Source organism: Arthrobacter alpinus, assembly GCF_001445575.1.
Taxonomy (GTDB): domain Bacteria; phylum Actinomycetota; class Actinomycetes; order Actinomycetales; family Micrococcaceae; genus Specibacter; species Specibacter alpinus_C.
In genome coordinates this window covers 455,872-481,569 of record NZ_CP013200.1, presented here as the reverse complement: position 1 = coordinate 481,569, position 25,698 = coordinate 455,872, and the positions used below count along the sequence as shown (strand labels likewise).

The following is a 25,698-nucleotide window of genomic DNA, read 5'->3' as shown; positions in this document are numbered from 1 at the left end:
GTGCTGCGGATTCAGGTACTGACAAAGGGGCAAAGATGGCGGCGCAAACAGGCGAAGTTGCAGGGGATACCACGGTTTTGGGTGGAGCGTTGCTGCAAGAAGTGGGCGCAGCCATGGCCAGCCCAACTCAGACCAAGACCGGCGCGCTTGACCGCCACGCCAATGCGCACGACGCCTCCCACTTCCTGCTGATCCCGCAAGCTGTGGCCGTTCCAGCCAATGCTGGCGAAGTGGCCAACCTGATGCGCGTCAGCTCCGCCCGCGGGCTGCCGCTCACGCTGCGATCCGGGGGTACCAGCCTCAGTGGACAGGCCGTCAGTGGCGGACTTTTGGTTGATGTGCGCAAGAATTTCCGTGCCATTGAAGTTCTCGACGGCGGCGCCCGGGTTCGCGTTCAGCCGGGAGTGACAGTACGGGAGCTCAATGCGCGGCTGGTTCGATTCGGCCGCAAGTTCGGCCCGGATCCGGCCAGTGAGGCCGCCTGCACCATTGGTGGTGTGGTGGCTAATAACTCCTCGGGCATGGCCTGCGGAACCACTGACAACGCCTACCGAACTCTTGAATCATTGACGCTGGTGTTGCCCAGCGGCACGGTCATCGACACCGGGGCTGCTGATGCTTCGGCCCGCCTGCGGGATCTGGAACCAGAGCTCTTCAAGGGGCTGGGTGAGCTTGCCGAAAGAGTACGCAGCAACTCTGCCTCACGGGCCACGATTGAACGCCAGTTCGCCATGAAAAACACCATGGGTTACGGGATTAATGCGCTGCTGGATTTCGATGATCCCGTAGATATCCTGGCGCACCTGGTCATTGGCAGTGAAGGAACGCTGGGGTTTGTGGCCGAGGCTGTTTTCCGCACCGTTCCGCGCCTGGCCTATGCCACATCAGGGCTGCTGGTGTTCAAAAACCTGGAAGCGGCCAACACGGCCCTGCCCGCCCTTGTGGATAGCGGGGCCGCAACGGTTGAGCTGATGGATGCACTGTCTCTGAAGGTCGGCCAGGGCCTGAGCCAAGTTCCCGGGGTGGTGCGCGATCTGGCCGTAGACCAGCACGCCGCGCTGCTGGTGGAATACCAGAGCGGCACCATCGAAGAACTCGCTGATCTCAACGTGAAGGCCGTGGCGCTGACCGGATCGCTGGGACTTGATGAACCGGCCGAGTTCAGCACGGACGCCAAGGTTCGCGCCGAGCTATGGCACCTGCGCAAGGGCCTGTACACATCGGTGGCTGGCGCGCGTCCGCAAGGCACCACCGCACTCCTGGAAGATGTGGTGGTTCCGGTCCCCGCACTGGCCCGCACCTGCCTGGAATTAAACACTCTTTTTAATAAGTACAGTTATGCTAATTCCGTCATCTTTGGGCATGCCAAAGATGGGAACATTCACTTCATGCTGACGGACAAATTCGCCAGCAAGGATGAGCTGGGCCGCTACTCGGCCTTCACCGAAGACATGGTTGACGTGGTGCTCGGCGAGGGCGGCTCACTCAAGGCCGAACATGGCACAGGCCGCGTCATGGCACCGTTTGTGCGCCGGCAATACGGCGATGAGCTGTACCAGGTGATGCGCCGAATCAAGGAATTATTCGACCCCGCCGGCATGTTGAACCCGGGCGTCATTCTCGATCAAGATCCTCTGGCACACTTGCGCCATATAAAGGCTGCGCCGCCCGAGGTGGACCCCGAGGTGGACCGCTGTGTCTCCTGCGGTTATTGCGAACCGGTCTGCCCCAGCAAGAACCTGACGCTGACCCCGCGCCAACGTATTGTCACATTGCGGGACATGGAGACGGCCCGCCGCGCAGGCAATACCGAACTGGCCGATGCACTCGCCAAGGATTATGAGTACTCGGGCGTGGACACCTGCGCCGTGGATGGCATGTGCCAAACCGCTTGTCCCGTGGACATCAACACCGGCACGCTGGTCAAACATCTACGTACCAAGGATGCAGGAAAAGTGGAAAGTGCAGTCTGGGGCACGGCCGCCAAACACTGGGGCGCCGTCACCCAGGGGGCCGGACTGGCCCTGAGCGTGGCCGCCAAGGTGCCATCCGGCGTCGTCCAACCAGTCAATAAACTCGGGCGAAAGATCCTGGGCGAGGACACGCTGCCGCTGTATTCCAAGGAGCTTCCCGCCGGAGGCAAGGCACGACGGCGGCCCGCGCCTGCCGGTGAAGCGGCGGCAGTGTATTTCCCTGCCTGTGTCAACGTCATGTTCGGGCCGGCAGGGGAGGATTCCGCGGGGGTGCAGGCGAGTTTTGAGCAGCTGTGTGCCGCGGCTGGGGTTCACTTGCTGGTACCGGAGGATATTTCGGAAGCGTGCTGCGGGACGCCGTGGTCCTCGAAAGGCATGGCGGCCGGGTTGGCGGACATGCATGCCAAGACCCTGAAGTTGCTGCGGGCTGCCACCCGGGATGGCGCATTGGACGTCATTTGCGACGCCTCGAGCTGCACAGAGGGATTGCTGCACACCATTGAAAGTGAAGTGCTGGCGCCAGGACAGAAGCCGCTGCGCGTGGTAGATGCCGTGGCGTTTACCGCTCAGAAGCTGTTGCCGTTGTTGGGTGGGGAGTGGGAACGATTGGAATCACTGGCGCTGCACCCCACATGTTCTTCCGCGCGCATGGGACTCAACCCGGCGCTGGTTCAGGTGGCAGAGGCCGTAGCGGACGACGTCCAGGTGCCCGATAACTGGGGTTGCTGCGGGTTCGCCGGAGATCGGGGCATGTTGCACCCGGAACTGACCGAGTCGGCCACGGCGGCCCAAGCGGCGGAGGTAGTGGCGATGGGCGCCGTCGGCCATGCATCGTGTAACCGGACGTGTGAGTTGGGGATGACCCGGGCTACGGGGGAGGACTACCGGCATGTTCTGGAGCTGCTGGCTGACGCCGTTTCTGGCAAAGTTCCCGTAACAGGGGCGTAAGTTCGCCCACTTTTAGGCCTATTTATGCAGTTTTGTGGCTAAAGTAGGGTTCAAGATATGGCGCCAGCGCGCAAGGTGCTGGTGTTTCAGGAGCAAGCTTAAGGAAGAAACAAATGGCTGGAATTATCATTGTCGGCGTCGACGGCAACGCAACGTCCATGAAGGCTGCACGCGTCGCTGCGGAGCTGGCCAAGGCTACGGGCCGCACCCTGCGCGTTGTGACCGCGTTCGGCGAAGACAAGACCGAAAAGGTTGCCATTGGAAACGACGAATGGTTCCTCTCCACGGCAGATGAGGCTGAGCGTGTTGCACAGCGCGTTGCCGAAGAGCTGAAGATCTCCGGTGTCAAGACCGAATACTCCTCTGCTCTGGGCAAGCCGGCCGACGTTCTGTTGGAAGAAGCCGCCAAGCTCGAAGCTGAACTGATCGTTGTCGGTAACGTCCGCATGCAGGGCCTGGCCCGCGTACTGGGCTCGGTTGCCAATGCTGTTTCCCACAACGCTCCGTGCGATGTATACATCGTGAAGACCGACGGCTAATCACTGCCTGTTTACAAAACCCCCGCAGCGCCTGGTGCTGCGGGGGTTTTGTCCTTTAACCGTCAGCTCGCCTCATCTGGCACATGAACAGTTCCAGAAGCACGACGGCGGTCAGGTGGCCCAGTCTGGTGGGCGGCGAGTGAGCGCCAGTCAGGAAAGCGACGGCGCCCTGGGTGCCGAGGATGACGCCTGCGGCGGCAGTAATCCATGTGGCTGAGTACGGTGAGTCCGGCTGCCGCGCGGGCCTGAATTGCCGGAACGCGGGTCGCAGCGGGACAATGTCCGTTTGGATGGCCGCATTCCAGCATTCCAGCACGGCAGCATTCCAGTATTGCGGCAGGCTTCCTCTTAATTGACCACATCGGTGATGCCACGGGCGGCGAGGTAATCGGCGTCGGACGTCTTGGACGCACGCACCAAGGCGGGCTTGGTACCCGAGGCGGCCCGCGCCAACCATGCAGTGAACAGCTCACCGGAGGGGTCAGCCACCGACCGGCCCATGCCCGTGGCCTCGTCGCCCGGGTCAAAGGAGAGGGCTGTACTGCGATGCAGCGGGGCGGTGGGGTTGGCCCGCTCGGAGGCAATCAGCTTGGCCAGGCGCAGGCCCGCAGGCTTGGGGCGGCGCTCGGAGTCCAATAGCCCGAGGGTGTATTCCAGCTCGGGGAAGTCGGCCAGCTTCCGGCTGACATCGTGCGAGCACCACCACGTGACCCCCACAAATTTGGGGTGTCCAACACGGGGCGCAGGCTCTGTTCCAAGAAGTCTGCCGCGCCGTCGAACGGAACGGCCGGGTGTGGGGCGCCAATCTCCTGCAACCAAATGGGCCGGGCGGGATCATCCGAGTAGGCATCGGCCAGCTGGACTAAATAATCGGCAAATAAGGTCCGGGCCGGGTGGCCTTCGGGGAACAAGTGCGCCACAGCAACAAACACCCACGAGTGCACCGTTGTGGCGTCGCCCAAGCGTGTAGCATGGGCCGGCGTGACAGGGCAGCTGTCCACAAACCAGGCGTTGTCATCAAAGCTGTGCTGGTGCATGCCCGTGGGCCAGGCTTTGCGGGCGGCGGCCAAAAGGGTGTTGAACCATTCGCCCATTTCCGCCGGGGTGGTGAGCTGCTGGTCTGGATGGCGTTCCACGGCAAACTGGTTCGTCTCGTTGCCCAGTGTCATGCCCAAAACGTTGGGTCGCGTGGTGACCTCCTTGGCCAACGCCGTGATGAGCCGCGCCTCTGCCTCCACCACCAGAGGGTCCGTATAAATGTTGCGCCGGTGCCAGCTGGTCACCCACGCGGGCAAGAAGTCATAGCTGGAAAGGTGCCCCTGCAGCCCGTCCACGGAAACATCCAAACCAAACTCGGCAGCAGCATCCACCACCCGGCCCACATCGGCAATGCCCGCGGGGCGAATAAGCGCGCGGTTGGGCTGCAGCAGCGGCCACAGCGGAAAAATCCGTACGTGGTCCAAGCCCAGCGCTGCGATTGACTCAAAATCAGCCCGCACGGCGTCAACATCAAAGTCCTGCCATGAGTGGAACCAGCCCTCACTCGGCGTGTAGTTCACACCCCAGCGCAGCGGGTTCCTTCGTGGCGGGGTGGTGTTGCCCAACCACGAAGAAACCGGAGCTGGGAAGCTCATTTGCTGCCCCTCTGCAGGCGCAGGGTCAGGATTTGGAAGGGGCGCAAGGTGAGCTGCATCGAGGGGTTTTCGGATTCGGAACTGGCAGATTCTGAAATGCCAGATTCCGCACTGCCAGTGGCGCGGGCAGTGGTGCCGGCATCTGGTCCGTCCGAGGCGCCCACGGTGAGGGATCCGGCGTCGTACGGCTGCTCGAGAAGGTTATTTTCCACCACGCTGACCACAGGGAACGACGCCGATAGTGTCACCCTTGCCCGGGCGCCCAGCGGCTCGTACAGGCGCACAATCACGTCGCCACTGTGGTCATCGGCCAGCTTTACGGCCTCAATGATGGCGCCCTGCGAATCAGTACTGACGAGGGGTGCGATAGTGGCACCGGGAACCTCTGCGGGTACGCCGTGCCACGGCAGGTTCAGTGCATATCCGGCGGCCACGGCGTCCTGCACCTCGGCGCCGACCACGAGCCCATAACTGAAGGAATGGTGCCCCTGATCAGTGGTGGGATCGGGGAAACGCGGCCCGCGCAGTAATGAAAGCCGCACCGTGGTGAAGCTGGCGCCATTGGTGCCGGGGTGGCGGGAAACATCGTGCCCGTAGGTGGAATCGTTGATGACGGCGGCACCAAAACCGGGCTCGCCCACATGGACCCAGCGGTGCGCGCACACCTCAAAACGGGCGTTATCCCACGAGGTGTTCTCATGTGTGGCGCGCTGAATGTGGCCATATTGGGTCTCAAACCGGGCGTGATCGGCGTGCACGTCGATCGGGAACGCGGCCTTCAACAGGGTCTCCTGCTCGTGCCAGTCCACGGCATTATGCACCGTGATGACCTTGGAGTCCGGGGAAATCCGCACACGCTGGGTGATGTGCGACTTCCGGAAGCTGCGCTTAATGGTGACCTGCGCCTGGCCGTTCAATATTTCAACGTCCATCGAATCAAGCTCGCGCAGGTCGGTGACGGTGTTCTTGTAGAACTCGTCAATGTCCCATGCGTCCCACATATTGGGGAAATCGGCATGCAGTTGCAGCAGGTTGGCGCCGTGTCCGGCCGGCACCAGCTCGCGGTCCGCAGCTACGTCCACTATGGAGGAAATGACGCCATCTTTGTCGAAACGAACGGTGATGAGCCCGTTGCGGACGACTATTTCTCCGCTGTCACTGTGGCCGTCGCTACGCTCCACGGTCACTTTTTCTGTGTCCGGTGTCGGGACACCCGCGCTGAGCGGGGCGATGCCGCGGCGCGGGTACGGGGAGGCGTTGAAGTGCAGGGCAGAATCGATGGACGGATTTTCGCTCCCCAACGGCTCCCACTGCTCGCGAGCACGCAACGGGTCCCTCGCCGCCGTGGGCCCAGGCTCGATCACCGAGTTTGTTGAGACCAGGGCCACTTCGACAGCCGGCTGTGGAGCCAAGGCGTGCACCGCAGCAAAGATGATTTCCTGGAGGTCATCGGCAATCCGGGCGTAGCTTTCCGCAGCCTCGCGGTGTACCCAGGCGATCGAGGATCCGGGCAGAATATCGTGGAATTGGTTGAGCAGCACCAGCTTCCAGATCCGGTCCAGTTCGTCATAGGGGTAGTCGATGAGGCCTCGCGCGGCGGCCGTGGCGCTCCACAGTTCGGCCTCGCGCAGCAGGTGTTCGCTGCGACGGTTCCCTTGCTTCGTCAACGCCTGCGAGGTGTAGGTGCCGCGGTGCAGCTCCAGGTAAAGCTCGCCCTTCCATACGGGGGCATTGGGATATTCGGCCGCGGCGGCTGTGAAGAACTCGGCCGGGCTTTGAATCGTGACCTGCGGGGAACCCTCCAAATCTCGGGTGCGCTTGGCCCTGGCCAGCATTTCGCGCGTGGGTCCGCCGCCGCCGTCGCCCCATCCAAAGGGGATGAGTGAATTCTTGGCAGCACCCTTGTCGCGGAAATTGCTGACCGTGTGGGCCAGCTCGGCGCCGGAGAGCTGGGAGTTATAGGTGTCGGCGGGCGGGAAGTGCGTGAAGACGCGGGTGCCGTCGATCCCCTCCCAATTGAAGGTATGGTGCGGGAACTTGTTGACGGTGTTCCAGGAGATTTTCTGCGTCAGGAACCATTTGGCACCGGCTTGCTTGACGATCTGCGGCAGCGCGGCCGAGTAGCCAAAGGAGTCCGGCAGCCACACTTCCTTACATTCGATCCCGAAGTTTTCGCGGAAGAAGCGTTGGCCGTACGTGAACTGGCGGGCCATGGCTTCCGAGCCCACCATATTGGTGTCGGACTCCACCCACATGCCGCCCACGGGGATGAAACGCCCTTCCGCCACGGCCTCCTTGACCTTGGCGAACACCTCCGGACGGTGCTCCTTCAGCCATTCATACTGCTGTGCGGAAGACATGGCGAACTGGAACTCGGGGAATTCGTTCAGTAAATTCACCACATTGGAGGTAGTGCGAGCCACCTTGCGCACCGTTTCACGCACCGGCCACAGCCACGCGGAATCAATGTGAGCATGCCCAATTGCCGTGATTTGGTGGGCGCTGGCATTGGCAGGCTGGGCCAAAACCTCAGTGAGGAGGGCGCGGGCTGCCGCGGCTGTGCCCACAATGTCTGAAAGTACGACGGCGTCCAGCGCACGTTCCAGCGCGTACAGGATGTCCCAGCGGCGTGGATTCCCTAGGTCCAGCTCTGCCTGTAGCTGGTCCAGAACCTCAAAGTCCTGGACGAGTTCCCACACCTCGGTGTTGAAAATATTGATGTCGGCCCGGGCCATGGTGTAGCGCGGGGCATCCCCGGCCGTGAACTTTTCGCCCAATTGTGTGGGGATGAAGGGGTTGTCGGTGAAGACAAACGGGTTGGCGGCGGCCTCAACGTACAGGTCAATAGTTTCCCCGCCCTGCGCGGTGCCACCGTGTGCAGCGCCACCCGGGATATCGGTTGTCACGGGAACCCAGGTATTGAGCGGGTTCAAGGCCTTCACGGTCTGCCCGTCGGGCCGGTACACCAAACCTTCGGCCTGGAAGCCAGGCCACGACTGGCTGAAGCCCAGATCCACCACGAGCTCCACTTTGTGCCCACGGGCCAGCGGCGGAACCGTGCCGGTGATGTGAATCCAACTGGTGCCCCAGGCCGGGCCCCATTGCTGACCCACGAAGAAGGGTTGGTAATCCGGGGCGGTTGCTGCGGGAGCCAGGCCAAGCGCCACGGCGGGGGCAACGGGCTCGCCCTGCCCGCCTTCCACATGCCAAGCCGTCAGCTCCAGCGGCGCAACGGGGGTGTGGATGGCCGGGATGATCCGTTCCACCAAAACTCGTTTGAGGCGGTTCTGAATCAGGCCGTGTTTGTCATGCATGTGGGTGGACCTTCCCGTGGCGGACGGCAGAGGAGCTGAATTTTCAGTCTAGTGGGGGGCTCACGCGGGTGGGGGATAAGGCGAAGCGTGCCGGTCAATGAATGGCTAAAACTTGGTCGGGGTGCAGGTGCAGTTGCCGCCTGCCAATGCCTCCTCCGCACCAGCAGCACCGAAACTGCCCACTGCTGCTTTAGCCGCTGCGCGATTATTGCGGTGTGGGGGAATGAATAGTTGCCCGGACCGGCGCGGCATTCCCTAGAGTGGAAGCATGAATGCATCTGCTCAAGGTTTTTCCGCGCCCCAGTTCGCCCCCGTCCGGGATCTTTTCGATGCCCTGCTCGACGCCGATCCTCGCTACAGCGCGCAGCTGGCCGTCTACGTGGGTGGCGAGCAGGTTCTTGACCTGGTGGGTGGGCCAGACTCCGCTGCGGATTCGATGACAGGCGTCTTCTCCTGCTCCAAGGGTGTTTCCGCCTTGGCGTTTAGCCTGCTGGTCCAGGACGGATTGGTGGAATTGGATGCCACCGTTGCCAGCTACTGGCCCGAGTTTGCCCAACAGGGCAAGGGTGCCGTGAAAGTGCGCGAGCTGCTCTCGCACCAAGCCGGGCTGGTGGGCGTGCAGGGTGGCTTTGCCATGGAGGAATACAACGATCTGCCGGCCGTGGCAGACCGGTTGGCAGCGATGGCGCCCCTCTGGCGCCCCGGCAGCGGAACGTTTGGCTACCACGCACTGACCATGGGCGTGTTCCTTGAGGAACTGTGCCGCCGGATCACGGGCGAACGCCTACAAGAGGTCTACAACCGCCGCATCCGCGGCCCATTGGCGGCCGATATGTTCTTAGGCCTGCCCGAATCCGAAGAGCCGCGCTTCCGCCCCGTCCTCTTTGACGAGCAGCCAGCCCCGGACTTCTTCGAGCCTGGCTCCATCGCCGGGATGGCCGGCAACGTTCAGGCCGGAAACCTGCTGGAACTGCCCAACATCCGCAGCGTGCGCGCGGCCGGAAGCTGCAGCGGTGCCGGTGTGGGTTCCGCCGACGGCCTAGCGCGGGTCTACGCCGGAGCCATCACCGGAATCGACGGGGTGCCCGCGTATTTGCAGCCCGAAACCATCGCCCTGATGAGCCAGGAACAGGTCTGGGGCATGGACCGGGTGTTCTGCGAGATCTCCTCCTTCGCCGTGACCTTCATGAAAGCCAACCCGCGCATGGACTTTGGCAGTGCACAAGCCTTCGGGCACGACGGCGCCAACGCGGCTTTGGGTTTTGCGGACCCCCTGTACGGGGTTGGCTTTGGCTACGTCCCGGCCCGGGCTGAAGAAGGTGGCACGGCTGGCCGGGCTATGGTGCTCAGCGCCGCCGTTCGGAAAGCGATTCTCGCCGGGGCATAAGTAAGCGGGGCGTAAACACTGGCGTCGTAAATTCGGACTCCCCTTGAACTCGCCCGACACTAGCGCTTGCCTCGCCGGTCAGCCGATGCCGGGCCCCTTTGGGGGTACTCCTTGGGCGGGTGCTGCTATTTGAGCGCTCGCAGGGCTTCCGGGATGGCCCGGTGAAACGTTGGGTACGCGTAAATCATGCTCTGCAGCGTGGCGACAGGAATGCGCGCATGCACGGCCAGTGCCAGCATGGACAGCACCTCCCCACCCATAGGCCCCATGGACGTGGCGCCCACCAAAACACCAGATTCGCTGTCCTCCACGACCTTGATGAATCCCTGATTGCCTGATTTATGGATCCAGCCGCGAGTGGAATCGCCCAATGCAGTGAAACCGGTCCGCACGGATAGACCAGCGTCCCGCGCCTGCTTTTCCGTCATGCCGACCACACCGATTTCCGGATCGGTGAACGTTACCCGCGGAACCGCGTGATTGTCGGTGACGCCTCGCTCCGGCTGCCCGGAGTGCTGGGCAAGGATGTGTCCGGCCACAATATTGCCCTGATGCATGGACATGTGAGTGAAGGCCCCGGCACCCACGGCGTCGCCAATCAGGTACAGGCCATCGGCCAGCTGCAGGTGCTCGTCAACGGTGGGGGTGCCTTTTTTCTTAACCTTGATGCCTGCTTTGGACAGCCCAAGGTCGGCCAGCGCCGGGGTGCGTCCTGTCGCCACCAGGAAGCGTTCGGCGGAAAGCCTCGGGGCAGCGGTGGCGGCGGATGCGGCAGAACCAGCCGTACCACCAGCAGCACCGGCTGATTCTGCCCCGACAACTTTGCCGTCGTCGGAATTTTCTACATGGACTCGGAAACGGCCGCGGGAATATGAAACGGAGGTGATGTCCTTGTTCCGAACGATCTTGATGCCCTCACTGCGGAACACGGCAGCCAGCAGTTCGGCGGACTCCGGCTCCTCCTTGGAAATGAGGTGGGAGCCACGCAGCACCATAGTCACCTTGGTTCCAAAACGAGTGAATGCCTGGGCCAGTTCCACCGCAATGGGTCCGCCACCCCACACGATCAATGACTTAGGTGCAGTCTGCGCCTGAACGGCCTCTCGGTTGGTCCAGAACGGTGTTCCTTCAAGCCCTGGCACGGCTGGCACCGCAGGGTTGGAGCCCGGGTTGAGCACCACGGCGAGGCGCGCGCGGAAGGTGAGCTGGCCGCCGTCGGGCATGGAAACGGTGACCTCGCGTGGACCGGTCAGCCGGCCCGTGCCGCGCACCAGCCGCCCGCCCTTGTCGGTGAAGCGCTTGGCGGCCACGGCATCATCCCAGTTGTCGGTGGCTTCCTTGCGGATGCGCCCTGCCACAGGGGTGAAATCGGCGGCGACTTCCACGGTGCCGGCGAGGCCGGGAATGCGCAGCGCCTCGGCCACCACATTCCCGGCCCGGATCATCATTTTGGAGGGGATGCAGCCGTAGTACGGACACTCGCCGCCCACGAGTCTGGCCTCCACGCCCACCACGGACAGGCCGGCGGAAGCCAGCTCGCCAGCAACCGATTCCCCACCCGGTCCCATGCCGAGCACCACAACATCAACAGTCTCCGGCTTGATCGCGGCGGCCATAAAAAGCTCCTTACTTGGTGATGCCCTTGTCCTTGAGCCACGCGGCTGCAGCGGCCTTGGGGTCCATCTTTTGATCGCCCTCAACCTGGGTGCGCAAGGCAATCAGATCGTCCGTGGTGAGTTGCTTGGAGACGTTGTTCAAGGCAGTGGTGCCAGCCTCGTTGAGCTTGTCGGTCTTGATGATGGGCAGCACCTGCTGGGCGCCGATCAGACCCTTGGGATCCTCCAAAACCACCAACTTGTTGGCGGTGATTTCCGGGGAGGTGGTGAAGATGTCGGCAACCTGGACTTCATTGTTGAGCAGAGCTTTCAGGTTCAAGGCCTCGCTGCTGGCGCTGAACGCCTTGAAGTCCTTGGGGACACAGTTGTAGAGCTTCTTCAGGCCCGGCAAACCGTACGGGCGAGTCTGGAATTCCGACGGCGCCGCGAGCGTCAGCTCACCGCACACCGGTGCCAGATCCGCGATGGAGGTCAGTTTGTACTTGGCAGCGATTTCAGGCGTCACCACAATGGCGTCCTTGTCCTCTGCGGTGGCGGCGTCCAACACGCTCAGGCCAGTGGGCATCTTGGCCGGGAGTGCCGCCACGATCCCGGGACCGTCAACAATAGTGTTGCTGGCATCCAGATATCCCAGCAGATTTCCGGTGTATTCGGGCACCACATCGATGGAACCGTCTTCGAGGGCCTTCAAATAGACCTCGCGGGCGCCAATGTTCAACTTGGTGGTGGCGTTGACGCCTGCCGCATTCAAGGCACCAGCATAAATCTCGGCCAGGATGGCGTTCTCGGGGAAGTTCGCCGAGCCCACCACAACGGAACCGGATCCGGAGCCGCCCGCGGCTGCGGAGCTGCTTGTGCCCAGCGGATCGCCACCGCCGCACGCCGTGACGGCGAGGGCTACGGAAAGCCCTGCGGCTGCTCCAAGAATTGCGCGGCGGGTCGGCATGGAAATCTTGTTCATGGTGTTTCTCCTGTAACTCGGGGAATCGCTAGACATCTTTTAAGAAACTGTTGGGAGAGCAGGGGTGTTCTGCTCTGGGGCCGTCTTGGCCGTCTGTAAACCTGGTGAAACCACGGCGCGCTGCAGCAGGGCCAGTACGCCGTCAATCGCAATGGCAAGGACAGCAATCACCACGGCGCCTCCTAATACTTGACCGTAATCCTGCACCGCAAGGCCGTCAATGATGTAGCGACCCAGTCCGCCAAGGCTGATAAATGCCACCACGGCCACGGTAGAGATGATCTGCAGCACGGCCGATCGGAGCCCGCCCAGCATGACCGCGAGCCCGTTGGGGACCTCAACGCTAAAGAGGATCTGCCGTTCGGTCATGCCCATGCTGCGTGCTGCATCAACAATTTGGCGGTCAACGGCGGCGATCCCGGCGTAAGTGCCCGTCAAAATCGGTGGCACCGCCAACAGCACCAAAGACCAAATAGCTGGCATAAGGGACAGCGCTGAGCTGGCCAGCAGGGCAAATAGCGTCATGATGCCCAAGGTTGGCAGCGCGCGCAGCATGCCTGCCAAGGACACAACCACGCCGCGTCCCCGACCCGTGTGCCCAACGTACAGACCAATAGGAACGGCAATGACGATGGAGATCAGCAGGGTCAGCCCGGAGTAGCCGAGGTGTTCCACCACCCGGACGGGAACGCCCAGGGGTCCCTGCCAATTTGTCGGGTCGGTGAGCCACTGCCAGCCTTGGCTGAACGGGTCCTTGGTGGTGTAGGTGGTCAGGGGCAGGGAAGCTGCGGGAAGGCTCATGCTGACACCGCCGCCGTCGTGCTTGAAGTTTTTGAAGCACCTGAAGGATGTGACGAGGCCGCAGACCGGCTGGCGGATTTATTGGTTCGGAGCCAGGGCGTCAACAGTTTCTGCAGGAGCACCAACACCACATCCATGAGTAGCGCCAGGACCAGTGTGCCCACGATCCCCACCACAATCTCTGTCGGGAAGTTTCGCTGCAGCCCATCGGTGAAGAGGAAACCCAGGCTGGGGATGCCGAGCAGTGACCCCACGCTCACCAGCGAGATATTGCTGACCGAGATGACGCGCAGCCCGGCAAAAAGAACGGGGATGGACAAGGGCAAATCGACGCTGAGGAAGCGCTGCACGGGTCGGTATCCCATGGCTGTGGCCGCCTGCCGCAAGGTGTCATCGACCGAGTTCAGGGCATCGATGGTGGAGCGGACCAGCAGCGCCACGGCGTAGATGGTCAGCGCCACAATGATGTTCGTGAAGTCCAGGATTCTGGTGCCCAGGATGCTGGGAAGAATCACAAAGAGGGCCAGTGACGGCACCGTGTACAGCAGCGATCCCACGGACAAAATGATGCCGCTGGCCACCTTGTTGACGCGGGCTAACTGTGCCAAGGGGACAGCAATGATGACGCCGAGCACCAGCGGCACGATCGCCTGAATCAAGTGGTAACCGGCGAGGTTGAGCACCTGAGGCAGGTTGGCCAGAAACCACTGCATTAGCTGCGGCTTTCGCGAGTGGACTCGATGGCCGCTAGGACCTCTTGGGCCTGGACGACGCCGGTCACGCGCCCCTCACTGTCCACGGCAACTCCCAGCCCGGACGGCGAGGATAAGGCCGCGTCCAAAGCATTGCGCAACGGATCGCCGGCGTGGAATAAGGAACCGCCGGGGATCAACTGTGGCTGGTCCGTTACGTGGCCTGAGCTGCTGGGAGGGTCGCTGGGGAGATTGAGGGGAGGGTTTGCGTCCAGGTTCCGTTGGGTAGCAGGGGCGAGCCAGCCCAGCGGCCGGTTGTCGGCGTCCACAGCCAACGCCCACGTTGCCGCAGTGTTGCCAGCGATGGTGCCGGTTTCGGGGGAGGGGGCATCGGCGTCGTGCGCGGGGGAGAGCGCGTCCAAGTGCACCGCAGGGGCCGGATGGATGGGCACAGACTCGCCGGCACTGAAGGATAGCCGCCGGAACCCGCGGTCGCGGCCCACAAAATTGGCCACAAAATCATCAACAGGGGCGCGGAGAATTTCTTCAGGGGGAGCGTACTGGGCCACGCGGCCACCGCTGGCAAAAACTGCCACGCGGTCCCCGAGAATGGTGGCCTCGTCGATGTCGTGGGTGACAAAAATGATGGTTTTGGCCAGCTCGCGCTGCAGCCGCAACAACTCCTGCTGGAGCTCGGCACGGACCACCGGATCCACGGCGGAGAAGGGCTCATCCATGAGCAAAACGGGTGGATCGGCGGCTAGCGCACGGGCAACGCCCACGCGCTGCTGCTGACCACCAGACAGCTGATTGGGGTAGCGATCGGCCATGGAAGCAGGCAGGCCCACCGTGGCGAGCAGCTCGAGGGAACGCTTTTTGGCCTGCGCACGCGGCACCTTGTTCAGGCGCAGCACGGTGGCAATGTTCTCGATCACGGTGCGGTGCGGGAGTAGTCCGGCCTGTTGCATGACGTAGCCCATGGAGCGGCGGAGTTGGTGGGCTGGGAGGGTGCCCACGTCACGCCCGTCCACGGTGATGGTGCCGGCGGTGGGTTCCACCATGCGGTTGATCATGCGCAGAGACGTGGTTTTTCCGCAGCCCGAGGGGCCAACGAAGACGGTGATCTTGCCACGTTCGATGCTGAGATTGAGGTTTTCAACGGCTGCTTGGCCGGTTTGAAAAACTTTACTGACACCCTGGAACTCGACCATGGCGTTGCCAACCTGGCCAGCCGTTTGGTGGTCAGAACGGCTACTGTCCTGGCGTGTGACGGTAAGTTTTTGGTCCGTCATGAGTGGATCCTCACTGTTGGTGGCGTTCTTGTGAATCGTTCACCTGGTGCCTGTTGATCATATGCAAGGTGTATTTGTCACGTAAAGCGCAGCACCGGTGTGTCGTGTCTTAGGCTAACCCTATGGACACTTTGAATTCGGAATTCAGCACCAAGGGCGCCTACATCACCGGGGCTGAGTACACGCGGGATACCAATTACATTGAAACCCGTATTACGCGAGGTGGCGAGGACGGCTACCCCGTCGAGGCCGGGCGTTACCGTCTGGTGGTTGCCAGGGCGTGCCCGTGGGCGCACCGCTCCACCATTGTCCGGCGGCTGCTGGGCCTTGAAGACGCCATCTCGATAGGCGTTTGCGGACCCACGCACGATGTCCGATCCTGGACTTTTGACCTCGATGAAGGCGGCATTGACCCGGTCCTGGGTATTGAGCGGTTACAGGACGCGTACTTCAAACGCACCCCCAACTACCCTCGCGGCATCACGGTTCCGGCCATGGTGGATGTGCCCACGGGCGCCGTCGTGACCAATAACTTCCCACAGATCACGCTGGATTTCTCAACAGAGTGGACCGAATTTCACCGTGACGGCGCCCCCGACCTCTACCCGGAAGCCCTCCGTGAAGAAATGGCCGTGGTCAACAAGCGCATTTTCACCGAAGTCAACAACGGCGTGTACCGCTGTGGCTTTGCCGGCAGTCAGGAATCCTACGACGCCGCCTATGAGCGCCTTTTCATCGCGCTTGACTGGCTTGAGGAACGTCTGGCTACACAGCGGTACCTCATGGGAGACTCCATTACCGAGGCCGATGTCCGCCTCTTCACCACCCTGGTCCGCTTCGACGCCGTCTACCACGGGCACTTCAAGTGCAACCGGAACAAGCTCATCGAGATGCCCGTCCTGTGGGCCTACGCGCGCGATCTGTTCCAAACGCCCGGATTCGGCGACACCGTGGACTTCGAGCAAATCAAGGCGCATTACTACATCGTCCATACCGACCTGAATCCCACTCAGATTGTTCCGCTTGGCCCAGATACCTCAGGATGGACGACGGCGCACGGCCGCGAGTCACTCGGTGGCTCACCTTTCGGAAACGGAAGCGCCCCCACACGTCCGGTGGACGCGTAGGGGCTGCCGGCGGAACCGGAATTTCCTCGGCGACTATCCGAACTACGGCCGCGGGCGGCCTTTAGTTCTCCTTTACCTCGCCTACGAAAAACTCCGGCTCCGCCACCCGGTTTTTACGGGGGGTGGGTCGGTACTAGCCGACGATCTTCAGGCCGGTGTTCCAGTTGAATGTCTCGAAGGCGGGGTTGGCCTGGAGGGTCATGACCAAGAACTGGAAGCCTTCCAGTTCACGGGAGCGCTTGAGTGCACCCACCACGAGGGGGCGCATGCCGCCGTCAGTCATGAGTGAGGCTACGGCTGCGGTTGCATCGGCGTTGTCGCCAGCAATGAAGCCATCGAGGATCTGGCCCTGAGTCTCACCAGCAACCAAGGCGCCAGCAAAAGTGGTGTTGAAGGCCTTGACTACATTGCCGGGCGTCAGTGCAGCGATTTCCTCAGCGGCGGAGGTGCCGGGAGCAACAACCAGGGAATCGAAGGTCTCGAAGTTCACGGGATTGGTGATGTCAACAACTGTCTTGCCGGCGAGGGCTGCGCCGTAAGAGGCTACAACCTCCTTGGCGGCATCGAACGGCAAAGCCAAGACAACGATGTCGCCGGCGGGAGCCTGGCCTACGGTGCCCGAGGTGACGGTGCCGGACGCTGCAGTGCTGAGTTCTGCGGCCGCTGCGGCTGCCTTATCGGCGTCGCGATTCAGAAGTTCAACGCTGCGTCCAGCCGCAAGTGCTCGGGTTGCAATGCCGCGTGCCATGTTTCCGGTACCGATGATGGTGATGGTGTTCATGATGGTCCTGCTTTCTAATGAATGGCTGGAAGTCTTTTACTTGAAGCTACAACTAAAGCGTAGGCCCATTTAGTTGAAGTGTCAAGCAAAACTATAGAAGTCCCTCAGTTCCTCTGGAATTCGTGAAAAGATGGCGCCATGACTGACTTGGAGCCACGCTGGCTAAATGACGAAGAACGGGCCGCGTGGCTGGCGCTGCTGGCTATTACTACTTTGCTGCCAGGCTCTCTTGAAGCTCCGCTCCAGCAAGCTGCCAAGTTGTCCCTTTTTGAATACAACGTGCTGGCCATGTTGTCCGAGGCGGAGGGTGGCATCTTGCCGATGAGTGAGCTGGCCGCCCGAACCAGCGCGTCACTCTCGCGGCTTTCTCATGTTGCGAAGAAGTTGCAGGCCCGCGGGCTGGTGGAGCGTTCGGTCCATGCCGACGATGCACGCGTGACGCAGACTGCCATTACCGAGGTTGGCATGAAGCTAATCCGGGGCCTGGCGCCTGAGCATGTGGAGTCGGTGCGGGGGCTCATTTTCGATCAGCTGGATCACACGGATGTGACTGACCTGGCGCGCGTCGGGCGGAAGTTGGTCCAGGGTTTGGATGAGCGTCACTGGACGCTTCGCCCGCCGGCTCAGCCCTAAATTACCCAAGGTGTTATCCCCGTCTAAAGTGATGCTCGTCACGTGCGGACTGTGAATTTCCTGATTTTCTCGGCTGCGTTGCCTAGGAATGCTGGCCCAAGCTTAAAATAGGGCAGTAAAACGTTCCCTAATGAAGCTCCAATGCCGTAATGTAGCTAAGGCTTGCCTAACTGGGGCGAGTGTTCGCTGGGGTCACCGTTAGGAAATACATTGGAATTTTCACGTCGTCAGGGTCTGAAATTGGGCCTTTTTGCTTCCGTTGCAGCACTGGGAGTTGGCCTTGCGGGCTGCTCCACCGGCGCTACTGGCGGAACGAAAGCCCAGAAGACCCAAGTCTCGGCGGACACATTCCCGGTCACCATCAAGCACATTTACGGCGAAACGGTCATCGAAAAGGCGCCGCAGCGTGTCGCCACAGTGTCCTGGGTCAATGATGATGTTGCCATTGCCTTGGGTGTCATCCCGGTGGGCATGCCCAAGAACGACTGGGGCGGAAACGCCCAGGGCTCCACCCCGTGGAAGGACGCCGCCTTGGAAAAGGCCGGCGCAGGCCTTGGCAGTGACAAGGCCCCGGTCCAGTATTCAGAAGTTGGCGGGGCCATCAACTTCACCGAGATTGCCAAGACCACTCCGGACATCATTCTGGCTGCCTACTCGGGTCTGACACAGGAAGACTACGACAAGCTCAGCAAGATTGCCCCGGTCATCGCGTTCCCGGAAGCCGCCTATGGCACGTCCTGGCAGGACTCCACCGCCATGATTGGTGCAGCACTGGGCAAGTCTGCCGCTGCCAAGGAACTCATCACGGCCACCGAAAAGACCATTGCTGAGCAGGCCGCAAAGTACCCGGCCATCAAGGGCAAGACCTTCATTTACGGCAATCTGGAGTCCGGTGGTGCTGAGCCCATTAGCATCTACCTCTCCGGTGACAATCGCCCCAAGTTCCTCAGCAGCATCGGCATGGAGCTTGCGCCGGTTGTTGTTGAGGCGGAGAAGAATGTGAAGAATTTCTACATGCCGTGGTCTGCTGAAAAGGCCAATGAGCTGGACTCGCAGGTGTTTGTGAGTTGGGTTGCCGACGAAAAGGCCAAGCAGGCGATCATCTCAGACCCCTTACTGGGTCAGATCCCCGCGGTCAAAAAGGGCGCCTTCGTGACTGACTCCGATAACACCCTCACCCTGTCCCTGTCCGCATCGTCGCCGCTCAGCCTGCCCTGGGCCTTGGATAAGTTCCTGCCCCTGCTCGGCGCCGCAGCCGACAAGGCCTAGGTCCCGTTCCAGTGTCTAGCGCACCAGCAGCTGCGAAGGAAGGTTCGACGCCGATCACGGCCTCAGTGCCTTCGATCGCTGCCGCCGGGGTGGCTGGCCGTGAGATAGCTGGCGGTGCCAGCCGGTCGGTGTCCGCCCAGTCCCGAAAGGTCCAGCCCCGGAAGGTCAGGTCCGAGAAGATCCGTGTTCAAAAGATCAGTGACCGCCGCCGCTTTGCGTGGCTCGCGGCGCTCGTCGCTGCCCTTTTTGTTGTCGTGATACTTTCTCTAGCGGTTGGCGCTCGCAGTATCCCGCTGCCCGCGGTGGTGGATGCACTGTTGAACTTTGACCCCGCCAATGGAGAGCACGCCGTAGTTTCTTCACGCATAGTGCGGACCGTGGCGGCTCTTGTTGTTGGCCTGTCGCTGGGATTGGCCGGTACTTCCATGCAGGGTGTGGCCCGCAACCCGCTGGCAGATCCTGGCATTCTGGGTATCAACGCTGGAGCGGCCTTGGCCGTGGTAGCTGGGATCTTCTTCTTTGGTGCAGCCGGAGTCTCCAGCTACCTGTGGTTCGCCTTCGCTGGCAGCGCCGTTGCCGCCGTCGTTGTGTACGCGGTGGCCAGTCTGGGCCGCACCGGGGCAACACCCGTGAAGCTGGCACTCGCCGGTGCCGCCGTGGCCGCTGGCATGGGCTCGCTCATGAGCGCCATGCTGGTCACGAGCCAGGATTCCTTGGAGCTGTTCCGCAGCTGGCAGGTGGGTGCGCTCGCCGGGAAATCGTGGGAATCTATCCTTTCAGTACTTCCTTTTGTGGCCGTGGGTGCCGTCATTTTGCTGGGTACCGGCAAGCTCTTGAACACTTTGGCGCTCGGCGATGACATGGCCCGCGGGCTCGGACACCGTCCCGGTCTGGGCCGTGCCATTTCTGCTATTGGCATTGTGCTGCTGTGCGGATCGGCCACGGCTCTGGCTGGACCCATTGGCTTTATCGGTCTCGTGGTTCCGCACCTGCTGCGTGGTTTGGTGGGCCCCGACTACCGCTGGCTGCTGCCGCTGTCTTTGCTGGCCGCACCCACCGTCCTGCTGGTGGCCGATGTGGTGGGCCGCGTGGTCCTGCTACCGGGTGAGGTGCCTGCCGGCATTCTTGCCGCGCTGATTGGCGCTCCCGTCTTCATCGCCGTGGTGCGCCGTGGAAAGCAGGCAGAGCTATGAGCGCCATGGCAGATGCCGTCCGGGAGTTATCCCGCACTTCCAATACCAATACCAAGGTCTCGGCCGCGACCGGTGCCTGGGTGCGCGAACAGCGCAAGGCACCTCGCCGCCGTCGAACATTACTCATGGGGGCCATGGGCCTCCTGGTCATCGCCTTGCTGGCCGTCAACGTCCTGCTGGGCAGCTATACGGTCACCATCCTCGATTTCTTCGCCATGCTGGGTGGGAAAACCATTCCTGGGGCCAGCTTCATCGTGATGGAAAATAAATTGCCGCAAGCGCTGCTTGGGCTGCTGGCTGGGGCGTCGTTCGGTGCTGCTGGCGCCATTTTTCAGACCATGCTGCGCAACCCGCTGGCCAGCCCCGACATCATTGGAATTAGTTACGGTGCCAGTGCCACGGCCGTTGCCGCGTTTGTCATTTTTGGACTGCGTGGCGCGGGATTATCGGTAGCCGCCATCGTGGGAGCACTGCTCGTGGCCCTGCTCATCTCCGTTTTGGCTCGCGGGCGCGGCGGCACGGGACTGATTCTGATTGGCATTGGTGCAGCGGCGTTCATGCAGGCCACCATCACGTTCCTGTTGTCGCGGGCGGACTTTACTAACGCTACGGAAATCATGGTGTGGCTGACGGGCTCGCTGAACTCCGCGAATTGGGAACGCGTGGGCGTCCTGGCCGTGGTGCTGCTGGTGTTGGCACCGCTAGTGGCCGTTGGGGCCCGTGAATTGGGCGGGCTGGCTCTTGGCGACGATACCGCCGCCGGGCTCGGCTTCAATGTCCAGCGAGCCCGGCTGTTGCTCCTGATTCTCGGCGTTCTGCTGGCCGCGTTTCCCACTGCTGCCGCCGGTCCCATCGCTTTTGTGGCCTTCCTGTCAGGGCCCATCGCCAAGCGGCTGAATGGGGGAGTGGCCAGCCTGCCGCTCGCCTCCCTTGTGGGTGCCGCGATTGTGCTGGCCGCCCACTTTATTGCCGTCAATGCCATCCCCGGAACGTCATTGCCCGTGGGTGTGGTGACCGGTGCGCTCGGTGCGCCGTTCCTGCTGTGGCTGCTCATTTCCACTAACCGTGCCAATCAAGGAGGCTGAGATGCGCCCTGAGAACAGTCATGAAAGCGCTGCTTCACCGTTTGTCGGAGAGGTGTCCGGCAGTGGATTATCCGCCAGCGAATTATCTGCCCGAGACCTGTCTTTGGGATACGGCGACCGCTCCATTGTCGAGAACCTCAGCGTTGACCTGCCCGCCGGAAAGGTGACCATCATTGTGGGGGCCAATGCCTGCGGCAAATCCACCCTGCTGCGCGGCTTGGCCAGGCTGCTCAAACCCAGTACCGGTGCTGTCCATTTGGATGGGACGGACATTCACAAGGTGCCCACGCGCGAGCTGGCCCGCAAACTCGGCATTCTGCCGCAGACTCCAACGGCGCCGGACGGCATTAGCGTGGCCGATCTTGTGGGGCGCGGCCGCAGCCCGCATCAGGGCTGGTTCCGCCAGTGGACCGCGGCCGACGATGCTGCCGTGGCTGCGGCGCTGAACGTCACCGGCACGGCCGAGCTGGCCAATCGCAGTATTGACGAACTCTCCGGCGGGCAACGGCAACGTGTCTGGATTGCCATGGCGCTGGCCCAGGAAACTGATGTGCTGCTGCTGGATGAGCCCACTACCTACCTTGACCTGGCGCATCAGGTGGAGGTGCTCGATGTTGTGTCCGAGCTCAATGCACGGCGCGGCATCACCGTGGCCATTGTGCTGCATGACCTGAATTTGGCCGCCCGCTATGCCGACCATTTGATCGCTATGAAGCACGGCGACATTGTGGCTCAGGGCGCCCCGGCCGAGGTACTGACCGCCGAGCTGGTGCAAGAAGTGTTTGGGCTCGAGTCCGTGGTGGTGCCCGATCCCGTGGTGGGCACGCCCATGGTAGTGCCGGTGGGGCGCAGGGCGGCACTGTTGGCCGACGCCGCGGCGCAACGCTTGTCTATCTCAGAGCCGCCTGCCGCAGAGCCACTTGCCTCCGGGCCCCTCGTCTTTGGTCCGCCTGTCTTTGGGCGGCCTGTAGCGGAGCCCTTGGCACCAGAATTTTCCGCAGTAGAAGAAGGAGTACAAGCATGAGCTCGTCAACCTTGGAGAATGAGACCGCTATGATTCAGGCCCTGGAGCCTGATCTCATCAAGCCCATGCGGGTCTTCAAACTGCAGGTCAGTGCCGTTCAGCACTTGAGCGAGCACTTCCGGCGCATCACCCTCACTGGAACCGATCTCGATCTGTTTGGTTCCAACGCTGCGGGTGAGACGCTGGATTTACGTGTGAAGATCATGATTCCTTCGCCGGGCCATGCGCTGCCGGAGTTCAGCAATATTCGCGGCTCACTGCAGGATGACTGGTACCAAAGCTGGCGAACGTTGGATGAATCGGTGCGTGGGGTGATGCGCACCTACACCGTCCGTAGCCTGCGCCGCGCTGTTCCTGCGTCGGAGCAAAGCCCTGCCGTCCCGGCCGAGATGGACATTGACTTTGTGCTGCACTTAGATGGTGGATCGGGGCCTGCCGCCGAGTGGGCGGCCGGCGCTGGGGTGGGGGATCCCCTCCTGTTGGTTGGTCCCTGCGCGCGGTGGGGCGACTGCCTGGGTATCGAGTTTTCCCCCGGCAACGCCGAACGCTTACTGTTCGTGGGGGATGAGACGGCAGTCCCTGCAATTGCCGCCATCCTGGAAACCCTGCCGACCCACATCAGCGGTCATGCCGTGCTGGAAGTGCCCACGGCCGCGGATTTCCTGGACATCTCCACGCCAGCCAACGTAGAGGTCCTGTGGCTTGCTCGCGGCAGCATGCCACACGGCGAGGCCCTGTCCGCGGCAGTGAAATCGCTGGTTGTTCCAGCGGCATGCGATGTGGGCGAGGAACCTGAAGAAGTGGATATTGACGCCTCAATCCTGTGGGAGACCCCGGCTGGCACTGCAGGCCATGGCCTGTACGCCTGGATCGCCGGAGAGGCTGCCACCATTCGCGATCTACGCCGCTACCTAGTGCGTGATGTGGGCATGGACAGGAACGCCGTGGCGTTCATGGGCTACTGGCGCAAGGGACAGGCGCTTTCCTAGAAGTGGTGCCGGGCGGCGGATGGAGCCTTTTTTGCAACCGCTTTCGAGAAACTGCTGACATGCGGGGCAGATCGGTGGATACTGTCACTCACCCCATCCATGATCAGTGACGCCAGGAGAAATGCCATGACGGTCCGCCTCACCCCGTATCTGAACTTCCGCGACACCGCCAAGAACGCCTTGGAGTTCTATCAGTCCGTCTTTGGCGGCACGCTGGAGATGAGTACCTACGCAGAAATTAGTATGTTTGAGGACCCCACTGAGTCCGGAAAAATCATGCACGGCATGGTGAACGGAGACCATGATGTGGTCATCATGGGAGCCGATGTGCCCAATTCAATGGAACTTGGACCGAATTCCAGTGTTTGTCTATCCGGCGATGACGAGGCCGTGCTGCGGGGCTGGTGGGACGGGCTGGCCGACGGCGCAACGGTGGCCGAGCCCCTGACAAAAGCGCCCTGGGGAGACACCTTTGGCATGCTCACCGACAAGTTTGGCGTGCCCTGGATGGTCAACATCGACGGCTCGCCCAAGCCCTAACCAAGCCTCCTGCGCTTCCTTGCAAGGAAGCGCAGGAGGCGGTGTCCATTAGTGCTGCAACAGCGCCATGTACAGCGGTAACGCCTAGTCCCGCAGCAGCGCTAGTCCTGCAGCAGCGTTAGCGCTGTGTCCACGGTTGCCAGCGCCTGAGCATTGTCGATGCGGGACAGGGTCATGGCGGCAATCACCAGAGAGCTGAGCACCGTGGCCAACTGGAGCCGGGCGCCGTCGTTCATGTCTGGATGAAGGGCAGCAGCGCCCCGACCTAGCGCGCTCTGTAGCTCTAAACGATATCCAGCGATGGCCGCACTGACGGCAGTCTCGTTGGAAATCGGCGCGCCGGCCGCATTCAAGAGCAGGCAGCCACTGTGGGACTGCAAGGAATCAGTGTGGCTCAACGCTTCGCGCAGGCCGGTGAAGTAGTTAATGATCGCATCTGGGACCACGTTGGGGGAGTCCAATGGCTGGAGCCGGGGGCGAATGATCTCGCTGAGGTAGCTGGCCACTGCGGCATCAAAGAGACCGCGCTTGCTGCCAAAAGCATGATAAATACTGGATCGACTCAGTCCGGTGGCGCGCTCAAGGTCTGGGAGGGAAGCCTCCTCGTAACCGCGCTCCCAAAAAACTGCCCGCGCCGCGCGAACTACATCGTCCGTGTCAAACGTTTGCATGCGTCCCAAGTGAGCCCCTCATTTTGTGAATCGATCAGTCCACTATATAGTGGATCATTCATTCCATAATAGTTCACGTGCAGTGCGAAAGTGCCGCGCAGATACTTTTTGCACCACCCAAGGGAGTTCACGCCATGTCCACCACAGTCAGCACCCAAATCCAACTCGCCGCCCGCCCCATTGGCTGGCCCACTGCCGCCGATTTCACAACCGCACGGGTAGAGCTAGGTGAGCTGGGGGCCGATCAGCTTCGGGTGGTCAATGAGTACATCTCCGTTGACCCCTACATGCGCGGTCGCATGAGCGACGCGAAGAGCTACGCGGCACCCTTTGCTCTCGGGGAAACGATGACTGGCGGTGCCATTGGCCGGGTTGTCGAGTCGACGAGCAAGAGCATTCCGGTAGGTTCCGTGGTGCTTCACCAGTTCGGCTGGCGGGATGTTGTCCAAGAGGACGCCGCCGGGTTCAGGGTTGTTCCGGAACTGCCTGGCGTGCCGCTGTCGGTGTACTTGGGCATTCTTGGCATGACCGGTCTGACCGGCTTCGTCGGCCTGACCGCCATTGCGGGCATGAAGCCCGGCGACACGGTCTTTATTTCCGGTGCAGCCGGAGCTGTCGGCACTGCCGCTGGCCAGATCGCCCGGCTCATGGGTGCCGGCCGTGTCATTGGATCCGCTGGCAGTGACGAGAAGGTAGCCCTGCTGAAAGAGAAGTATGGCTACGACGAAGCATTCAACTACAAGTCCGGGCCCGTGCGTGAGCTGCTCGCGGCCGCTGCGCCCGAGGGTATTGACGTGTTCTTCGACAATGTTGGCGGCGATCATTTAGAAGCCGCACTTGATGTTTTTAACCCCGGCGGACGAGCTGCCCTGTGTGGGGCCATCGCCGGTTACAACGTCACTGACCGCAAGGTGGGCCCGGACAACATGGTCAACATGATCACCCGCGGACTCTCGCTCAAGGGCTTCACCCTGGGCAGCTACCTTGACCTCGCTCCGGAGTTCAATGCGAACATGAGCAAATGGTTCGCAGCCGGGGAGATCGCCTTCGATGAAACAGTGGTTGACGGGATTGATCATGCAGTGGACGCGTTCCTGGGCATGATGCGCGGGGCCAACACCGGAAAGATGGTGGTCCGTACGGCTGCCATGACTGATCTGATCGGCTAAGCGGCACGGTCCGCAGGGGGCTGCTGCGCGGCGTTCGGCGCCTAGCTGGGCTTCTAAGGC

23 protein-coding genes are annotated in these 25,698 nt (G+C 61.9%); 12 read left to right on the top strand and 11 right to left on the bottom strand.

Annotation, left to right across the window (positions count from 1 at the left end):
* The first annotated feature begins 113 nt into the window (after positions 1 to 113).
* Complete coding sequence (locus tag AS189_RS02025; protein ID WP_062292762.1) at positions 114 to 2,921, top strand: FAD-binding and (Fe-S)-binding domain-containing protein; 2,808 nt, start codon at positions 114 to 116, stop codon at positions 2,919 to 2,921.
* Between the two features lie 113 nt (positions 2,922 to 3,034).
* The gene (locus AS189_RS02020; protein ID WP_062285974.1) at positions 3,035 to 3,460 is read left to right on the top strand and encodes a universal stress protein; all 426 of its coding nucleotides are present in this window, start codon (positions 3,035 to 3,037) and stop codon (positions 3,458 to 3,460) included.
* A gap of 55 nt (positions 3,461 to 3,515) precedes the next feature.
* Here AS189_RS02020 and AS189_RS02015 read toward each other — a convergent pair whose 3' ends face one another.
* Genes AS189_RS02015 through AS189_RS02005 form a run of 4 tightly spaced genes read right to left on the bottom strand, consistent with a single transcriptional unit; the run spans position 3,516 to position 8,408 of the window.
* Positions 3,516 to 3,776, bottom strand: a complete 261-nt coding sequence (locus AS189_RS02015; RefSeq protein ID WP_062285973.1) for a hypothetical protein — start codon at positions 3,774 to 3,776, stop codon at positions 3,516 to 3,518.
* A gap of 32 nt (positions 3,777 to 3,808) precedes the next feature.
* Complete coding sequence (locus tag AS189_RS20450; protein ID WP_202814112.1) at positions 3,809 to 4,096, bottom strand: hypothetical protein; 288 nt, start codon at positions 4,094 to 4,096, stop codon at positions 3,809 to 3,811.
* Positions 4,045 to 5,094: a glycoside hydrolase 5 family protein gene (locus AS189_RS02010; protein WP_202814111.1), complete on the bottom strand. Its 1,050-nt coding sequence runs from the start codon at positions 5,092 to 5,094 to the stop codon at positions 4,045 to 4,047. The genes AS189_RS20450 and AS189_RS02010 overlap by 52 nt, the downstream gene beginning before the upstream one ends.
* Positions 5,091 to 8,408, bottom strand: a complete 3,318-nt coding sequence (locus tag AS189_RS02005; RefSeq protein ID WP_062285972.1) for an alpha-mannosidase — start codon at positions 8,406 to 8,408, stop codon at positions 5,091 to 5,093. The genes AS189_RS02010 and AS189_RS02005 overlap by 4 nt, the downstream gene beginning before the upstream one ends.
* A 268-nt stretch (positions 8,409 to 8,676) precedes the next feature.
* Between AS189_RS02005 and AS189_RS02000 the strand changes: the two genes are divergently transcribed.
* Entirely contained in the window at positions 8,677 to 9,795 is a 1,119-nt protein-coding gene (locus AS189_RS02000; RefSeq protein WP_062285971.1) for a serine hydrolase domain-containing protein, read from the top strand.
* 125 nt (positions 9,796 to 9,920) lie between these two features.
* Here the strand turns inward: AS189_RS02000 and AS189_RS01995 are convergent, their stop codons facing one another.
* The 5 genes from AS189_RS01995 to AS189_RS01975 are packed head-to-tail and all read right to left on the bottom strand — an operon-like array spanning position 9,921 to position 15,076.
* On the bottom strand, positions 9,921 to 11,411 hold the full coding sequence (locus AS189_RS01995) for a dihydrolipoyl dehydrogenase family protein (RefSeq protein ID WP_082633980.1): 1,491 nt from the start codon (positions 11,409 to 11,411) through the stop codon (positions 9,921 to 9,923).
* Positions 11,412 to 11,421: 10 nt separating this feature from the next.
* A complete protein-coding gene (locus AS189_RS01990; protein WP_062285970.1) occupies positions 11,422 to 12,372 on the bottom strand; it encodes an ABC transporter substrate-binding protein in 951 nt (316 codons plus the stop codon).
* Between the two features lie 39 nt (positions 12,373 to 12,411).
* A complete protein-coding gene (locus AS189_RS01985; RefSeq protein WP_062285968.1) occupies positions 12,412 to 13,173 on the bottom strand; it encodes an ABC transporter permease in 762 nt (253 codons plus the stop codon).
* A complete protein-coding gene (locus tag AS189_RS01980; RefSeq protein ID WP_062285966.1) occupies positions 13,170 to 13,886 on the bottom strand; it encodes an ABC transporter permease in 717 nt (238 codons plus the stop codon). Before AS189_RS01980 ends, AS189_RS01985 begins: the two co-directional genes overlap by 4 nt.
* Positions 13,886 to 15,076, bottom strand: coding sequence for an ABC transporter ATP-binding protein (locus AS189_RS01975; protein WP_062292756.1), 1,191 nt, complete (start codon positions 15,074 to 15,076; stop codon positions 13,886 to 13,888). Before AS189_RS01975 ends, AS189_RS01980 begins: the two co-directional genes overlap by 1 nt.
* A gap of 203 nt (positions 15,077 to 15,279) precedes the next feature.
* On the opposite strand from AS189_RS01975, the gene AS189_RS01970 reads away from it, so the two are divergent.
* Entirely contained in the window at positions 15,280 to 16,284 is a 1,005-nt protein-coding gene (locus tag AS189_RS01970) for a glutathione S-transferase family protein (RefSeq protein WP_062285964.1), read from the top strand.
* A gap of 133 nt (positions 16,285 to 16,417) precedes the next feature.
* On the opposite strand, the gene AS189_RS01965 is transcribed toward AS189_RS01970, so the two are convergent.
* Entirely contained in the window at positions 16,418 to 17,065 is a 648-nt protein-coding gene (locus AS189_RS01965; RefSeq protein WP_062285962.1) for an NADPH-dependent F420 reductase, read from the bottom strand.
* 138 nt (positions 17,066 to 17,203) lie between these two features.
* Between AS189_RS01965 and AS189_RS01960 the strand changes: the two genes are divergently transcribed.
* From AS189_RS01960 to AS189_RS01930, 7 genes are all read left to right on the top strand, one after another.
* Positions 17,204 to 17,698, top strand: coding sequence for a MarR family winged helix-turn-helix transcriptional regulator (locus AS189_RS01960; protein ID WP_062285960.1), 495 nt, complete (start codon positions 17,204 to 17,206; stop codon positions 17,696 to 17,698).
* A 210-nt stretch (positions 17,699 to 17,908) separates the two neighbouring features.
* Entirely contained in the window at positions 17,909 to 18,967 is a 1,059-nt protein-coding gene (locus AS189_RS01955; protein ID WP_193393504.1) for an iron-siderophore ABC transporter substrate-binding protein, read from the top strand.
* A gap of 179 nt (positions 18,968 to 19,146) precedes the next feature.
* Complete coding sequence (locus tag AS189_RS01950) at positions 19,147 to 20,160, top strand: FecCD family ABC transporter permease (protein WP_062292750.1); 1,014 nt, start codon at positions 19,147 to 19,149, stop codon at positions 20,158 to 20,160.
* A 125-nt stretch (positions 20,161 to 20,285) separates the two neighbouring features.
* Complete coding sequence (locus AS189_RS01945) at positions 20,286 to 21,245, top strand: FecCD family ABC transporter permease (RefSeq protein WP_062292747.1); 960 nt, start codon at positions 20,286 to 20,288, stop codon at positions 21,243 to 21,245.
* Positions 21,246 to 21,297: 52 nt separating this feature from the next.
* A complete protein-coding gene (locus AS189_RS01940) occupies positions 21,298 to 22,269 on the top strand; it encodes an ABC transporter ATP-binding protein (RefSeq protein WP_237760032.1) in 972 nt (323 codons plus the stop codon).
* The gene (locus tag AS189_RS01935) at positions 22,266 to 23,258 is read left to right on the top strand and encodes a siderophore-interacting protein (protein ID WP_337589196.1); all 993 of its coding nucleotides are present in this window, start codon (positions 22,266 to 22,268) and stop codon (positions 23,256 to 23,258) included. Before AS189_RS01940 ends, AS189_RS01935 begins: the two co-directional genes overlap by 4 nt.
* A gap of 126 nt (positions 23,259 to 23,384) precedes the next feature.
* Positions 23,385 to 23,798: a VOC family protein gene (locus AS189_RS01930; RefSeq protein ID WP_062285958.1), complete on the top strand. Its 414-nt coding sequence runs from the start codon at positions 23,385 to 23,387 to the stop codon at positions 23,796 to 23,798.
* A gap of 101 nt (positions 23,799 to 23,899) precedes the next feature.
* On the opposite strand, the gene AS189_RS01925 is transcribed toward AS189_RS01930, so the two are convergent.
* Entirely contained in the window at positions 23,900 to 24,469 is a 570-nt protein-coding gene (locus AS189_RS01925) for a helix-turn-helix domain-containing protein (protein ID WP_337589195.1), read from the bottom strand.
* Between the two features lie 134 nt (positions 24,470 to 24,603).
* Here AS189_RS01925 and AS189_RS01920 point away from each other — a divergent pair, with 134 nt between their 5' ends.
* The gene (locus AS189_RS01920) at positions 24,604 to 25,638 is read left to right on the top strand and encodes an NADP-dependent oxidoreductase (RefSeq protein WP_062285954.1); all 1,035 of its coding nucleotides are present in this window, start codon (positions 24,604 to 24,606) and stop codon (positions 25,636 to 25,638) included.
* The last annotated feature ends 60 nt before the right edge of the window (positions 25,639 to 25,698 follow it).

Coding starts and splice junctions, on each gene's coding strand:
- AS189_RS01980 (WP_062285966.1), bottom strand. CDS start 13,886: ATGCAGTGGTTTCTGGCCAACCTGCCTCAGGTGCTCAACCTCGCCGGT.
- AS189_RS01995 (WP_082633980.1), bottom strand. CDS start 11,411: ATGGCCGCCGCGATCAAGCCGGAGACTGTTGATGTTGTGGTGCTCGGC.
- AS189_RS01920 (WP_062285954.1), top strand. CDS start 24,604: ATGTCCACCACAGTCAGCACCCAAATCCAACTCGCCGCCCGCCCCATT.
- AS189_RS01925 (WP_337589195.1), bottom strand. CDS start 24,469: ATGCAAACGTTTGACACGGACGATGTAGTTCGCGCGGCGCGGGCAGTT.
- AS189_RS02020 (WP_062285974.1), top strand. CDS start 3,035: ATGGCTGGAATTATCATTGTCGGCGTCGACGGCAACGCAACGTCCATG.
- AS189_RS01975 (WP_062292756.1), bottom strand. CDS start 15,076: ATGGTCGAGTTCCAGGGTGTCAGTAAAGTTTTTCAAACCGGCCAAGCA.
- AS189_RS01930 (WP_062285958.1), top strand. CDS start 23,385: ATGACGGTCCGCCTCACCCCGTATCTGAACTTCCGCGACACCGCCAAG.
- AS189_RS01970 (WP_062285964.1), top strand. CDS start 15,280: ATGGACACTTTGAATTCGGAATTCAGCACCAAGGGCGCCTACATCACC.
- AS189_RS01945 (WP_062292747.1), top strand. CDS start 20,286: ATGGGGGCCATGGGCCTCCTGGTCATCGCCTTGCTGGCCGTCAACGTC.
- AS189_RS02025 (WP_062292762.1), top strand. CDS start 114: ATGGCCAGCCCAACTCAGACCAAGACCGGCGCGCTTGACCGCCACGCC.
- AS189_RS02000 (WP_062285971.1), top strand. CDS start 8,677: ATGAATGCATCTGCTCAAGGTTTTTCCGCGCCCCAGTTCGCCCCCGTC.
- AS189_RS01935 (WP_337589196.1), top strand. CDS start 22,266: ATGAGCTCGTCAACCTTGGAGAATGAGACCGCTATGATTCAGGCCCTG.
- AS189_RS02010 (WP_202814111.1), bottom strand. CDS start 5,094: ATGAGCTTCCCAGCTCCGGTTTCTTCGTGGTTGGGCAACACCACCCCG.
- AS189_RS01965 (WP_062285962.1), bottom strand. CDS start 17,065: ATGAACACCATCACCATCATCGGTACCGGAAACATGGCACGCGGCATT.
- AS189_RS01990 (WP_062285970.1), bottom strand. CDS start 12,372: ATGAACAAGATTTCCATGCCGACCCGCCGCGCAATTCTTGGAGCAGCC.
- AS189_RS02005 (WP_062285972.1), bottom strand. CDS start 8,408: ATGCATGACAAACACGGCCTGATTCAGAACCGCCTCAAACGAGTTTTG.
- AS189_RS01985 (WP_062285968.1), bottom strand. CDS start 13,173: ATGAGCCTTCCCGCAGCTTCCCTGCCCCTGACCACCTACACCACCAAG.
- AS189_RS01960 (WP_062285960.1), top strand. CDS start 17,204: ATGACTGACTTGGAGCCACGCTGGCTAAATGACGAAGAACGGGCCGCG.